The sequence below is a fragment of the Modicisalibacter sp. MOD 31.J genome, assembly GCF_020147985.1.
Classification (GTDB): Bacteria; Pseudomonadota; Gammaproteobacteria; order Pseudomonadales; family Halomonadaceae; genus Modicisalibacter; species Modicisalibacter coralii.
Genome location: NZ_JAGXFF010000001.1, coordinates 140,477 through 154,177, shown reverse-complemented (window position 1 = coordinate 154,177; position 13,701 = coordinate 140,477). Strand labels below are relative to the sequence as shown.

Genomic DNA, 13,701 nt, shown 5'->3' with positions numbered 1-13,701 from the left:
GCATTCAGCGATCCTCGTCGGGCAGCGGGATGCCCAGTTCATTCCAGCGCGCGTCGACGCGCGTCTTGACGCTCTCGTCCATGACGATCGGCTGGCCCCACTCGCGATCGGTCTCGCCCGGCCACTTGTTGGTCGCATCGAGGCCCATCTTCGAGCCCAGCCCGGCGACCGGCGAGGCAAAGTCGAGATAGTCGATGGGCGTGTTCTCGACCATCACCGTATCACGCACCGGATCCATGCGCGTGGTGATCGCCCAGATCACGTCCTCCCAGCGGCGCGCGTCGACGTCGTCGTCGAGCACGATCACGAACTTGGTGTACATGAACTGACGCAGGAAACTCCAAACGCCCATCATCACCCGCTTGGCGTGGCCGGGATACTGCTTCTTCATGGTCACCACCGCCATGCGGTAGGAACAGCCTTCCGGCGGCAGGTAGAAATCGACGATCTCCGGGAACTGCTTGCGCAGGATGGGGACGAACACCTCGTTGAGCGCCAGCCCCAGCACCGCCGGCTCGTCGGGCGGCCGGCCGGTGTAGGTCGAGTGATAGATCGGCTTGCGGCGGTGAGTGATGCGCTCGACGGTGAACACCGGGAAGGTCTCGACCTCGTTGTAGTAGCCGGTGTGATCGCCGTAGGGGCCCTCCTCGGCGACATCGTCGGGATAGATGAAGCCTTCCAGGACGATCTCGCTCGACGCCGGCACCTCGAGATCGGCGTGGCCGCACTTGACCAGCTCGGTGCGCGAGCCTCTGAGCAGCCCGGCGAAGGCGTACTCGGAGAGCGTATCCGGCACCGGGGTCACCGCGCCGAGGATGGTCGCCGGATCGGCGCCCAGCGCCACCGCCACCGGGAACGGCTCGCCGGGATGCGCCCGCTGGAATTCCTGGAAATCCAGCGCGCCGCCGCGGTGGCTCAACCAGCGCATGATCAGCCGGTTGCGCCCCAGCTTCTGCTGGCGGTAGATCCCCAGGTTCTGGCGCGTCTTGTGGGGCCCCTTCGTGACCACCAGCGCCCAGGTCACCAGCGGCGCGGCATCGCCCGGCCAGCAGTGCTGGATGGGAATGCGGTCGAGATCGACCGCCTCGCCCTCGTGCACCACCTCCTGCACCGGCGCCTTGCGCAGCGTCTTGGGCCCCATGCTCATCACCTGGCGGAACACCGGCAGCTTGTCGAGGGCGTCGCGAAAGCCCTTGGGCGGCTCCGGCTCCTTGAGGAAGGCCAGCAGCTCGCCGACCTCGCGCAGCGCCGTCACGCTGTCCTGTCCCATGCCCAGCGCCACCCGCCGCGGGGTGCCGAACAGGTTGCCGAGCACCGGCATGTCGTGGCCCTTGACGTTCTCGAACAGCAGCGCCGGCCCGCCGGCGCGCAGCGTCCGGTCGCAGATCTCGGTGATCTCCAGGTAGGGGTCGACCTCGGCGGTGACACGATGCAGTTCGCCCTGCGTCTCGAGCGCCGCGATGAACTCGCGTAAATCCCTGTACTTCATGATAACGGTAACGCCACCCAGCGATTGATAGTCATGCAGAACCCCGGCGAATGTCGCGACGTCGCCCGTCAGCCTGCCACCACGGGCACCGGGCGCGGGGACGACAGCAGGCACTGGGCGGGATTCTACGCGCCCGAGTCATGACCAGCCAGCCAACGCCGAATGGAAATCACGACCGATCGCGCCGACCCGCCGCCCCCATCCTGCGTGGTGCCGTGCGCGATGCTCGGCCTGGGGTCCGGGTCGTTGGCGCGCCTCCCCGTCGCCAGCGTCGAAGCCCCTGCCGGATACGGGGTTGGTGTTTGCCTAAGCGCTGTCTTCGTTGAATACTGTACATAAATACAGTTACCGATACCGACGGGGAACCCCCATGTCACCGCCTACCCTCTACCGGCCGCAAAGACCGGCCAGCGCCCTCGGGCTGCCCTATCCGGAAACGCTCATCCGCGCCGGGCTGTCGGGCTTTCCCTCTCCGGCCCAGGACTACGAGGGCCGCCAGCTGGATCTCAACGAACATCTGATCAAGCGCCCCAGCGCCACCTTCTTCATGCGCGTCACCGGGGACTCGATGGAAGCGTTCGACATGTACGCCGACGACCTGCTGATCATCGACCGTTCGCTGGACCCGCGGCCCGGACACATCGTCGCCGCCCTCGTCGACGGCGAGCTGATCGTCAAGCGCTACGAGATCCTCGACACGCGCCACTGCCTGACCTCCGGCAACCCACGCTATGCCCCGATCCCGCTGGATTCGTGCGACTGCCAGGTATGGGGCGTGATCCGCGCGGTCATCCACGAATACCCGGTGTGAGGCGTGCCATGATCGGCCTGATCGACTGCAACGACTTCTACGTGAGCTGCGAGCGGGTCTTCCGCCCGGACCTGGAAGGCGTCCCGGTCGGCGTGCTCTCCAACAACGACGGCTGCGTGATCGCCCGCTCCGCCGAGATCAAGGCGCTGGGCGTCGCGATGGGCGCCCCCGCCTTCCAGCTCCAGGGCATGGTGCGCAGCCACGGCCTGGTGCTGCTCTCCTCCAACTACGAGCTCTACGGCGACATGGCCTCGCGGGTGCAGGCCGTCCTCGAGGAACTCGCCCCCACGGTCGAGCCCTACTCGATCGACGAGATGTTCGTGCGTTTCGAGGGCTTCTCGCCCCCCGCCCTGGACGCGCACTGCCGCCGGCTGCGCAAGCGGGTGCGCCAGTACACCGGCATCCCCGTTTCGGTCGGTGTGGCGCCCACCCGCACACTCGCCAAGCTCGCCAGCCGCGCCGCCAAGCAAGCGCCCGGCGAAGCCGGCGTCTGCGTGCTCGCCGCCGCCGGCCCGGAGACCCGGGGGCTGCTCCAGCGCACCGCACTGGACGGCATCTGGGGGGTCGGCCGCCGGCTCGTCGAGCGCCTGCACCTGATGGGCATCCGCACCGCCTGGGACCTGCGCAACCAGGACCCCCGGCGCATCCGCCGCCGCTTCAGCGTGGTCCTCGAGCGCACCGTGCTCGAGCTCCAGGGCGTCCCGGCGATCGAGATGAACGACGTCGCCGAGTCCCGACAGCGGATCATGACCTCGCGCAGTTTCGGACGCCTCACCGAGGACCCGGGAGAGCTCCGCGAGGCCATCCGCGAACACGCCCAGCGCGGCGCCGAGAAGCTGCGCGAGCAGCACAGCCTGTGCCGCGCCGTGCTCGTCTTCCTCAAGACCAACCCGCACCGCCAGGGCCTGCCCCAGTCTTCCCCCAGCCTGATCGTCGAACTGGATCGCCCCACCGACGACAGTCGCGACATCCTGCATGCCGCCCGGCTCGGACTCCAGCGCATTCAGCGCGACGGGCACCGCTACATGAAGGCCGGGGTCATGCTGCTGGATCTGGTCGACGCTCACCGTCAGCAGCTCTCGCTGCTCGATACGCCGCAGCGCGACGCCGACCGACAGCGCAGCGAGCGCCTGATGGCCACCCTCGACACGCTCAACAGGACGATGGGGCGCGGCACGGTGAAGTTCGGCATGCCCAGTCCCGATGCCGCCTGGCACCTGCGCTGCGCAAACCGCACGAACCGCTGGACGACACGCTGGGAGGAATTGCCACGCGTCAGGCTCCGCTGACCACCGGGCATCGACACGAAAAAAGCCCCACGGGGGGTGGGGCAACTTCTGGAGTGATGCGGCAGCAATGCTGCGACAACTTCAGCATAGTGACCGATGACCCGGTCTTCATGTCAGCGCAAGACGCCACGCCGTGTAAGAGATTGCCGACAATACCCCGGTGAGGCGAGAACCCGCCTGCCCGAACGGCAGAAGGGGCGGCATTGGCAGGCCGCCCCTTCGCGTTCACCACCCGGGCTAGTGTGCTCGCTGGCGATGGCGAGGCGGGTGCTTGTACAGCCGACCGGCCGAAATCAGCGGCGCTTCATGGCCTCGAAGAACTCCAGGTTGGTCTTGGTGTCCTTGAGACGGTCGATCAAAAACTCGGTGGCGGCGGTATCGTCCATCGGGTTGAGCAGCTTGCGCAGGATCCACATGCGCTGCATCTCGTCCTCGGAGGCGATCAGGTCCTCGCGGCGGGTGCCCGAACGACGGATGTTGAGCGCCGGGTAGACGCGCTTCTCGGCCAGCTTGCGGTCGAGGTGGGCTTCCATGTTGCCGGTGCCCTTGAACTCCTCGAAGATCACTTCGTCCATCTTCGAGCCGGTGTCGACCAGCGCGGTGGCGATGATCGTCAGGCTGCCACCCTCCTCGATGTTGCGCGCCGCACCGAAGAAGCGCTTGGGCTTCTCCAGGGCGTGAGCGTCGACACCGCCGGTGAGCACCTTGCCGGAGGACGGCACCACGGTGTTGTAGGCACGCGCCAGGCGGGTGATGGAGTCGAGCAGGATCACCACGTCCTTCTTGTGCTCGACCAGGCGCTTGGCCTTCTCGATCACCATCTCGGCGACCTGCACGTGGCGGGCCGGCGGCTCGTCGAAGGTCGAGGCGACCACCTCGCCGCGCACCGTGCGCGACATCTCGGTCACTTCCTCCGGACGCTCGTCGATCAGCAGCACGATCAGGTGGCACTCGGGATTGTTGCGGGTGATCGAGGTGGCGATGTTCTGCAGCATCAGCGTCTTGCCCGCCTTGGGCGGCGAGACGAGCAGACCGCGCTGGCCCTTGCCGATGGGGGCGGTGAGGTCGATGATGCGGGCGGTGAGGTCCTCGGTGGAGCCGTTGCCGATCTCCATGACCAGCCGTTCCTGGGGGAACAGCGGCGTGAGGTTCTCGAAGAGGATCTTGTGCTTGGCGTTTTCGGGCTTGTCGAGGTTGATCTGGTTGACCTTCAACAGCGCGAAATAGCGTTCGCCTTCCTTGGGGGGTCGAATCTTGCCCGAGATCGAGTCGCCCTTGCGCAGGTTGAAGCGGCGAATCTGCGACGGCGAGACGTAGATGTCGTCGGGCCCGGCCAGATAGGAGCTATCGGCGCTGCGCAGGAAGCCGAAACCGTCCTGAAGGATTTCCAGGACGCCATCGCCGTAGATGTCCTCGCCGCTCTTGGCGTGCTTCTTGAGGATGGCGAAGATGATGTCCTGCTTGCGGGAGCGGGCGAGGTTGTCGATGCCCATCTGCTGGGCGATCTCCAGCAGCTCCGGAACGGTCTTTTGCTTGAGTTCGGTTAGATTCATCGTTTGTTCAGAAATAGCTCTTGTCAGCGTGGCGGCTTGCGGGCCGATAGGACAGGAGGCGGTGACGGTACGCCGCGCGGTGCGTTCAGAGCCCGGTGTGAGCCTCTCGCCGGATATGGCTGTCGCATGGCGGCTCGCGGCGAGGCCATGGGCACTATCGGAATCGAGGGAGGCGCTGTTCCTTTCGCCTGACGTTACTTTCCTTACAACTGGAATCTGCCAAAAACGGTGGCAGGGTGAACAGCGGGCTAACTGACGACTTGACGATGACCGCGTCGGTGGCACCGCGCGACGGTCGGGAAGCTTTCGGAACAGGCGAACGTCTCGATGTTAGTTAAGCCCGGCGGCAAACGCAAGCCCCGGCGCAACGCGGCTCACTTGTCCAGGGTGGCGGTCACGAACTGCTCGAGCTGGTCGTCGTCGAGGGCCCCGACCCGGGTCGCCTCGAGATCGCCGTCCTCGAACAGTTCCAGCGTGGGCATGCCACGCACCCCGTACTTCTGCGCCAGATCGGGCTCACGGTCGACATCCACCAGATAGCAGCGAAAGCGCCCCTCATGGCGTGCGGCCAGGCGTTCCAGCCGCGGCACCAACGTCTGGCAGGGTTCGCACCACTCGGCGACGAACGCCACCAGCAGCGTCTCGTGCGATTCGAGATCCGCCTCGAGGCGTGCCCCGGAAATCCTTTCGATGGCGCTGTCGGCCATGCTGCCCCCTCGCGTCTCGTTGATGACATGCGCAACGTTCCATTGGACGACGATGACGGCCGATTGACAAGCCATCGGAGCGCCAGCAACCTTGCGCTAATTGCCACCGACAGGGAATGCCCCATGAGCAGGACGCCTGCCCCTCAACAACCGCGCCGGCTGGCGGCCATCGACCTGGGCTCCAACAGTTTCCATCTCCTGGTGGCCAATCAGGTCGACGACGACCTGCAGGTGGTCGCCAAGCAGGGCGAGAAGGTCCAGCTGGCCGCCGGCCTCGACGACGACGATACCCTCAATGAAGCCGCCATGCAGCGTGCCCTGGCCTGCCTGGAACGCTTCGCGCCCTTCGTCGAAGGCATCCCGTCCCACGCCATGCGCGTGGTGGGCACCAATGCCCTGCGCGCGGCGACCAACAGCCGCGACTTCATCGAGCGTGCCGAAGCCCTGCTCGGTCACGAGATCGAGGTGATCGGCGGTCGCGAGGAGGCCCGACTGATCTATCTGGGCGCCGCCCACGCCCTGGCCGACGTGCACGGCAAGCGGCTGATCGTCGACATCGGCGGCGGCTCCACCGAATTCATCATCGGCGAGCACTTCGTGCCCGAGGCGCTGGAAAGCCTGCACATGGGGTGCGTGGCCTATACCCGGCGCTTCTTCGACGACGGCGAGATCAGCGAGAAGCGCTTCCGCCAGGCCGAACTCGCCGCCCTCTCCGAACTGGCCAACATCCGTCGTCACTATCTGTCCCTGGGCTGGTCGGACCCCATCGGTTCGAGCGGCACCATCAAGGCGGCCGCCGCGGTGATCGCCGGGGCCGGCGACGCGCCCGAAGGCACCATCACCCGCGAGGGGCTCTGGCAGCTACGCAAGCGGCTGATCAAGTGCAAGCAGCTCGACAAGGTCGCCATGGATGGCCTCAAGGCCGATCGCGCGCGGGTGTTCCCGGCCGGGGTCGCGATTCTCTGGGCGGTGTTCGAGGCCTTCGGGCTCGAGCACATGCGCTATGCCGACGGCGCCCTGCGCGAAGGCGTGCTCTACGACCTGATCGGGCGCAACAGCGCCGAGGACCCGCGCCTGCAGACCCTCGCCGGACAGGCGCGACGCTATGCCACCGACACCCGCCAGGCGACCAACGTCGCCGCCACGGCGACCGCCGCCTTCGATCAGGTGCGTGACGCCTGGCAGCTCAGCGACGAGATTCGCCCCTTCCTGGCCTGGGCCGCCGAGCTGCACGAGATCGGCCTGGCCGTGTCGCACAGCCAGTTCCACCGGCATGGCGCCTACCTGCTGGAGAATGGCGACCTGCCCGGCTTCTCGCGTCCCGAGCAGCAGTTGCTGGCGTTTCTGGTACGCGCTCACCGGCGCAAGTTCGCCGTCAAGGAACTCGAGGCCCTGCCGTCGCCGGCGCAGCCCCGCGCGGCACGGCTGGCACGGCTGCTGCGCCTGGCCGTGGTGCTCAATCACTCGCGTCCCGAGCAGCCGATCACCGACTTCCAGCTGAGCGCCGACGGCGACGACCTGCTGCTGGTGCTGCCCGACGCCCTGGCCGACCAGTCGCTGCTGCTCAACGACCTGCAGCAGGAGATCGACTACCAGCGCGCCGCCGGCTACAAGCTGGCGGTCGACCCGGTGACGGTCGAGGTCTAACCGCTCGCCGTCGGACAGTAAGCCTGGCACCACCCCTCGGCCACGGCGACGCCCAGCACCGCGACCAGCGTCTCGCCCTGCCAGGCGAGCAGACAGCCGCCACGCCGCCAGGGCGGGATGCCGGCCTCCTGCAACAGCCGCTTGACGTCGCGCCGGCCGCGGCCGGCGACACGCAGCATCTCGCCGCCGCGCCGCCCGGTGAGACGCAGTTCGCCGACCGCGCCCGATTCCTGCGTCAACCGCCAGTCGACGCGCACCCCGGGGTCCGCCGCGGTTGCGCCCACCCGCCCCGGCTGGCCATTCCAGGGCGCACGCCAGCCCACGGGCAGTGGCTCGGCGGGCGCCTGAAGATAGAGACGCCCGCGCCAGCGCCGCCCTTCGCCCCCCGGCCAGACCACGTGCACCTCGGCATCCTCGCGTGCCGCGAGCTGATCGAGCAATGCTTCGAGGCGTGCCGCCGGCGGCGTGGGCAGGCCCAGCCGCTGGCAGGCATGACGCACCAGCAGGCGTTGCCGGGGGCGTGACAGATCGGTCAGGGCGGCGACGCCGAGCCGCGCCGGATCGCCGCCGGCCCCGCGCAGGTCGATGGCGGCGAATTCGTCGAGCAACCCGTCGGCCTCGGCGGCGCGGCGGGCCGACTCGCCCAGCGAGCGCGCCGCCTGCGGCCAGCGCTCGGCCAGCCGGGGCAGCACAGCGTGGCGCAGGTAGTTGCGATCGAGGCGCGTGTCGGCATTGCTCGGGTCCTCGCACCAGCTCAGACCCAGGTCGGCGGCGACCGCGGCGAGCCGGGAGCGACCGAGCCCCAGCAACGGCCTCGCCAGGTCTCGTCCTCGCCAGTCGCGCCGCTCGGGCATCGCCGCCAGTCCGCGCACGCCGCTGCCGCGCAGCGCGGCGAGCAGGAAGGTCTCCGCCTGGTCGTCGGCGTGCTGGGCCAGCCACAGGGCCTCGCCCGGGGCCACGCGCCGCGCGAAGGCCGCGTAACGCGCCTCGCGGGCCGCCGCCTCCAGCCCCTCGCCGGCGAGCTCGACGCTGACGCGCTCGACGAACAGCGGTACGCCCAGCCGCGAACAGAGCCGGTGGCAGTGACGCTCGAAATCGGCGGCGGCAGACTGCAGGCCGTGGTCGACGTGCAGGGCGTGGATGGGTCGCGGATGACGCCGCGCGGCATCGGCGACGAGCGCCAGCAGCAGGCAGGAGTCGAGACCGCCGGACAGCGCTACCCAGACGACGCGCCCCGGCGCTGTCTCGGCCAGGGCGCGATCAATGGTAGCTTGCAGGGAATGGGGCTCACGGCTCATGGGCAGCTACACAGTTCGGTGGATGCGTCATCGCTGACTCCACCCGTCAGCCGACAATCATACGCGGCGCCCACCGCAGTCTCGCCCTCTTCGAGCGACGGCCAAACATCAAGCATCATCGCAATGATCGTCTCGACACCGGATCGGCGCAGAGGCCTCTTCGGGCGACGATCAGGCCAGGCGAAAAAGACCAAGGGCGCGGACTGGGCTCGCACGCGAGTTTACAAGAGCGTAAATGAGCATCCCGAGGTCTTTTTCAACGCCGTATTGGCGAGCGCAGCAGGCTCTGACCGATCAGGCCGGGGCGCCGTAGGACATCAGCCGCTCATACCGCCGCGCCAGCAGCGCCTCGGTATCCAGGCTGCCCAGCCGGTCGAGGCTCGCCAGCAGCGAGGTCTTGAGCCGGTCGGCGGTGGTCTGCGGATGACGGTGCGCGCCACCCAGCGGCTCCTCGATCAGGCTGTCGACGAAGCCGAGTTCCTTGAGGCGCTCGGCAGTGATGCCCATCGCCTGGGCCGCCTCGGAGGCCTTCTCGGCACTCTTCCAGAGGATCGAGGCGCAGCCTTCGGGGGAGATCACCGAGTAGGTGGAATACTGCAGCATGGTCAGTTCGTCGCACACGCCGATCGCCAGCGCGCCGCCGGAGCCGCCCTCGCCGACCACGGTGGCGACGATCGGCGTCTCGAGCCGCGACATCACCGCCAGGTTGTAGGCGATCGCCTCGCTCTGACCGCGCTCCTCGGCGTCGATGCCGGGGTAGGCCCCGGGCGTGTCGATGAAGGTCAGGATCGGCATCCGGAAACGCTCGGCCATCTCCATCAGGCGGCAGGCCTTGCGGTAGCCCTCGGGACGCGGCATGCCGAAGTTGCGGCGCACCTTCTCCTTGACGTCGCGGCCCTTCTGGTGGCCGATGACCATCACCGGCTTGTCGTCGAGCCGGGCGATGCCGCCGACGATCGCCGCGTCGTCGGCGAAGTGGCGATCGCCGTGCAGTTCGTCGAAGTCGCCGAAGATCATCTCGAGGTAGTCGAGCGTGTAGGGGCGCTGGGGGTGACGCGACAGCTGCGAGACCTGCCAGGCGGACAGGTCGCGAAAGATCGACTCGGTGAGCTTCTTGCTCTTCTCCTCGAGCTTGGCGATCTCGTCGCTGATGTTGATCTTGCTGTCGTTGCCGACCAGCCGCAGCTCCTCGATCTTGGCCTGCAACTCGGCAATCGGCTGTTCGAAGTCCAGATAATTGGGATTCATAGGCTTCTGCTGTTTGAAATAGGCACAATCGGCCTGAGGCCACGGCTATCTTGCAGCGCCGTCCCGATAGGCGCGCGGTAACCGCGCATTATCGCAGCTTGGCGGCCTCACGCAAGACAACGGCTCAGCCACGGTACTTGAGGCGAATGCCGTCCTGCCCCTCGACGTCGCGCAGCGCGGCGAGCAGTTCGTCGGCCGGGGCGACCTTCCAGTCGCTGCCCAGCTCCAGCCAGCCGCTGGCCGCATCGTTGCGATAGCGCACGCGCACCGGCAGGCCGGTCTCGTTGCGCCAGGGGGTGAGACTGGCGCGCAGGCTCGACACGAAGCGGCCGTTGCAGCGCGCGCCATCCACCGACAGCTCGACCGCCTCGCCGAAGCGGGTGCGCGCGTCGACCATCGGCGTGACCGTCTTGCCGCGCAGGCGCAGCCCGCCGGAGTAGTCGTCGCTGGAGACCTCGCCCTCGACGATCAGCACCTGATCGGTATCGAGCTGGCCGCGCACCTGATCGAACAGCTCGCCGAACAGCGACGCCTCGATGCGCCCGGTGCGGTCGTCGAGGGTGACGAAGGCCATGGTGTCGCCGCGCTTGGATTTCATGGTGCGCATGGCCACCACCAGGCCGGCGACCCGCTGGGGTTCGCGGGACGGCTTCAGATCGCTGATCCGCGTCGACACGAAGCGCGCGAGCTCCTGCTCGTACTCGTCGATCGGGTGGCCGGTCAGGTACAGCCCCAGGGTGTCCTTCTCGCCGGCCAGGCGCTCCTTGTCGCTCCATTCACGGGCCTGGCGGTAATCGGCATAGGCGTCGCCGGCCTCGGGCTCGCTGAACGCCTCGCCGAACATGTCCATCATGCCCAGGTTGGCGTTGGCGGTGCTCTGCTGCGCCGCCTTGAGGGCGTCGTCGAGCGCGGCGGCCAGCACCGCCCGCGACGGCCCTAGGGTATCCAGGGCGCCGGAGCGGATCAGCGCCTCGAGGGTGCGCTTGTTCATGCGCTTGGCGTCGACCCGGCGGCAGAAATCGAACAGGTCGTTGAAGGCGCCGCCGTCGGCGCGGGCCTCGACGATCGCACCGATCGGGCCCTCGCCGACCCCGCGGATCGCACCCAGGCCATAGACCACCCGCCCCTGCTCGTCGACGGTGAACTTGAAGCCGCCGACGTTGACGTCGGGCGGCGTCACCGTCAGCCCCAGGTTGCGGCACTCCTCGATCAGCGGCACCACCTTGTCAAGGTTGTCCATGTCGGTGGACAGCACCGCGGCCATGAAGGGGCCGGGGTAATGGGCCTTGAGCCAGGCGGTCTGGTAGGAGACCAGACCGTAGGCCGCCGAGTGCGACTTGTTGAAGCCGTAACCGGCGAACTTCTCCACCAGGTCGAACAGGTTGCCCGCCAGGTCCTTGTCGATGCCGTTGGCGGCGCAGCCCTCCATGAAGCCGGCGCGCTGCTTCGCCATCTCCTCGGGCTTCTTCTTGCCCATGGCGCGGCGCAGCATGTCGGCCTGCCCCAGGCTGTAGCCGGCCAGCACCTGGGCGATCTGCATGACCTGCTCCTGGTAGAGGATCACGCCATAGGTGGGCTCGAGCACCGGCTTGAGCAGCTCGTGCTGGTAATCGGGGTGCGGGAAGGCCAGCTCGGCACGGCCGTGCTTGCGGTTGATGAAGTCGTCGACCATCCCCGACTGCAGGGGCCCCGGACGGAACAGCGCGACCAGGGCGATCATGTCCTCCAGCGAGTCGGGCTGGAGGCGCTTGATCAGCTCCTTCATACCGCGGGATTCGAGCTGGAACACCGCAGTGGTCTCGGCCTTCTTGAGCATGTCGAAGGTCGGCACGTCGTCCAGCGGGATGGTGTCCAGATCGAGCGGCCCCTGCCCCTGGCGCGCGCGCACGGTGTCGACCATCTCCAGCGCCCAGTCGATGATGGTCAGGGTGCGCAGACCGAGGAAGTCGAACTTGACCAGCCCGGCGTCCTCGATGTCGTTCTTGTCGAACTGCACCACCAGACCGCTGCCGTCCGGCTCGCAGAGCAGCGGCGAGAAGTCGGTGAGCTTGGTGGGGGCGATCACCACCCCGCCGGCGTGCTTGCCGGTGCCGCGGGTGATGCCCTCGAGCTTGACCGCCATGTCCCAGATTTCCTGGGCCTCCTCGTCGTTGGCGAGGTAGTCGCGCAGCGCCTCTTCCTGTTCGTGGGCCTTGGCCAGGGTCATGCCGACCTCGAAGGGAATCAGCTTGGAGAGCTTGTCGCCCAGCGAGTAGGGCTTGCCCTGGGCTCGCGCCACGTCGCGCACCACCGCCTTGGCGGCCATGGTGCCGAAGGTGACGATCTGCGAGACGGCGTCGCGGCCGTAGCGCTCGGCGACATAGTCGATCACCCGGTCGCGCTTCTCCATGCAGAAGTCGACGTCGAAGTCGGGCATCGAGACGCGTTCCGGGTTGAGGAAGCGTTCGAACAGCAGGTCGTATTCCAGCGGGTCGAGATCGGTGATCTTGAGCGCGTAGGCGACCAGCGAGCCGGCCCCGGAGCCGCGTCCCGGGCCCACCGGGATGTCGTTGTCCTTGGCCCACTGGATGAAGTCCATCACGATCAGGAAGTAGCCGGGGAAGCCCATCTTGATGATGATGTCGAGCTCGAAGTCGAGCCGCTCGCGGTAGGCCGCCTCGTGGTCGGCACGGTGGCGATCCGGGTAGATGGCGTCGTCGCCCTCGAAGAGCTGCACCAGGCGATCGCTGAGGCCGTCGTGGGAGACCTTGCGGAAGAACTCGTCGAGGGTCATGCCCTCGGGAATCGGGAACTCGGGCAGGAATATCTCGCCCAGACGCACGTCGACGCTGCAGCGCGCGGCGATCATCACCGTGTTCTCGAGCGCCTCGGGGATGTCGGCGAACAGCTCGGCCATCTCCTGGGGGCTCTTGAGGTACTGCTCCTCGCTGTACTTGCGCTCGCGGCGCGGGTCGTCGAGCGCCTTGCCCTCGCCGATCGACACCCGGGTCTCGTGGGCCCAGAAATCCTCGCGGGTCAGAAAGCGCACGTCGTTGGTGGCCACCACCGGCGTGCCGGTCTCGGTGGCGAGCGCCACCGACTGGTGCACGCACTCCTCGTCGTACTGGCGCCCGGTGCGCTGCAGCTCGAGGTAGAAACGCCCCGGGAAGTGGCGCTCCCACTCGGCGAGCAGCTCGCGGGCCTCGCCCGGGTGATCGGCGAGCAGGAAGCGCCCGATCTCGCCCTCCCGGGCCCCGGACAGCGCGATCAGGCCCTCGCTCTGGGCGAAGATCCAGGCCTTCTTGAGCAGCGCGCTGCCCTGCTGCTGCCCCTCCTGCCAACCCCGCGAGATCAGTTCGGTGAGGTTGCGATAGCCGGTATCGTTCATCGCCAGCAGCGTCAGCCGGTAGGGATGACTCTCGTCGAAGGGGTTCTCGAGCCACAGATCGGCGCCGATGATCGGCTTGAGGCCAGCGCCCAGCGCGGCCTTGTAGCCCTTGACCAGACCGAACAGGTTGGCCTCGTCGGTCACTGCCAGGGCCGGCATGCCAGCCTCGGCGGTGGCGCTCACCAGAGGCTTGAGGCGTACCAGGCCGTCGACGAGGGAATATTCGCTGTGCACGCGCAGGTGAACGAAAGGGGGCGTCATAACGGACTCGCGATGTTGAATATCGGGCGGG

Annotated in this window: 9 protein-coding genes; 3 read left to right on the top strand and 6 right to left on the bottom strand. The window is 67.7% G+C overall.

The window, feature by feature from the left end; all coding sequences use genetic code 11:
- Positions 1-4: 4 nt before the first annotated feature.
- Positions 5-1,489 (bottom strand): 4-hydroxy-3-polyprenylbenzoate decarboxylase, encoded by a 1,485-nt coding sequence (gene ubiD / locus KGR00_RS00700; RefSeq protein ID WP_224418088.1) that lies wholly within the window; start codon positions 1,487-1,489, stop codon positions 5-7.
- A 370-nt stretch (positions 1,490-1,859) separates the two neighbouring features.
- Here ubiD and umuD point away from each other — a divergent pair, with 370 nt between their 5' ends.
- A complete protein-coding gene (gene umuD / locus KGR00_RS00695; RefSeq protein WP_129140220.1) occupies positions 1,860-2,300 on the top strand; it encodes a translesion error-prone DNA polymerase V autoproteolytic subunit in 441 nt (146 codons plus the stop codon).
- An 8-nt stretch (positions 2,301-2,308) separates the two neighbouring features.
- Complete coding sequence (locus KGR00_RS00690) at positions 2,309-3,589, top strand: Y-family DNA polymerase (protein ID WP_224418089.1); 1,281 nt, start codon at positions 2,309-2,311, stop codon at positions 3,587-3,589.
- A 293-nt stretch (positions 3,590-3,882) separates the two neighbouring features.
- On the opposite strand, the gene rho is transcribed toward KGR00_RS00690, so the two are convergent.
- The gene (gene rho / locus KGR00_RS00685) at positions 3,883-5,142 is read right to left on the bottom strand and encodes a transcription termination factor Rho (protein ID WP_129140218.1); all 1,260 of its coding nucleotides are present in this window, start codon (positions 5,140-5,142) and stop codon (positions 3,883-3,885) included.
- A 374-nt stretch (positions 5,143-5,516) separates the two neighbouring features.
- Positions 5,517-5,849 carry a thioredoxin family protein gene (locus KGR00_RS00680; protein WP_162500853.1) on the bottom strand — a complete coding sequence of 111 codons (333 nt, stop codon included), beginning with the start codon at positions 5,847-5,849 and terminating at the stop codon, positions 5,517-5,519.
- Positions 5,850-5,972: 123 nt separating this feature from the next.
- Between KGR00_RS00680 and ppx the strand changes: the two genes are divergently transcribed.
- On the top strand, positions 5,973-7,496 hold the full coding sequence (gene ppx, locus KGR00_RS00675) for an exopolyphosphatase (RefSeq protein ID WP_224418090.1): 1,524 nt from the start codon (positions 5,973-5,975) through the stop codon (positions 7,494-7,496).
- On the opposite strand, the gene tilS is transcribed toward ppx, so the two are convergent.
- The 3 genes from tilS to dnaE all read right to left on the bottom strand — a co-directional run bounded on the left by tilS (position 7,493) and on the right by dnaE (position 13,670).
- Positions 7,493-8,794, bottom strand: coding sequence for a tRNA lysidine(34) synthetase TilS (gene tilS / locus KGR00_RS00670; protein ID WP_224418091.1), 1,302 nt, complete (start codon positions 8,792-8,794; stop codon positions 7,493-7,495). The two genes, ppx and tilS, sit on opposite strands and share 4 nt — an antisense overlap.
- A gap of 294 nt (positions 8,795-9,088) precedes the next feature.
- The gene (accA, locus tag KGR00_RS00665) at positions 9,089-10,042 is read right to left on the bottom strand and encodes an acetyl-CoA carboxylase carboxyl transferase subunit alpha (RefSeq protein ID WP_129140214.1); all 954 of its coding nucleotides are present in this window, start codon (positions 10,040-10,042) and stop codon (positions 9,089-9,091) included.
- 124 nt (positions 10,043-10,166) lie between these two features.
- Positions 10,167-13,670, bottom strand: coding sequence for a DNA polymerase III subunit alpha (gene dnaE / locus KGR00_RS00660; RefSeq protein ID WP_224418092.1), 3,504 nt, complete (start codon positions 13,668-13,670; stop codon positions 10,167-10,169).
- Positions 13,671-13,701 lie beyond the last annotated feature (31 nt).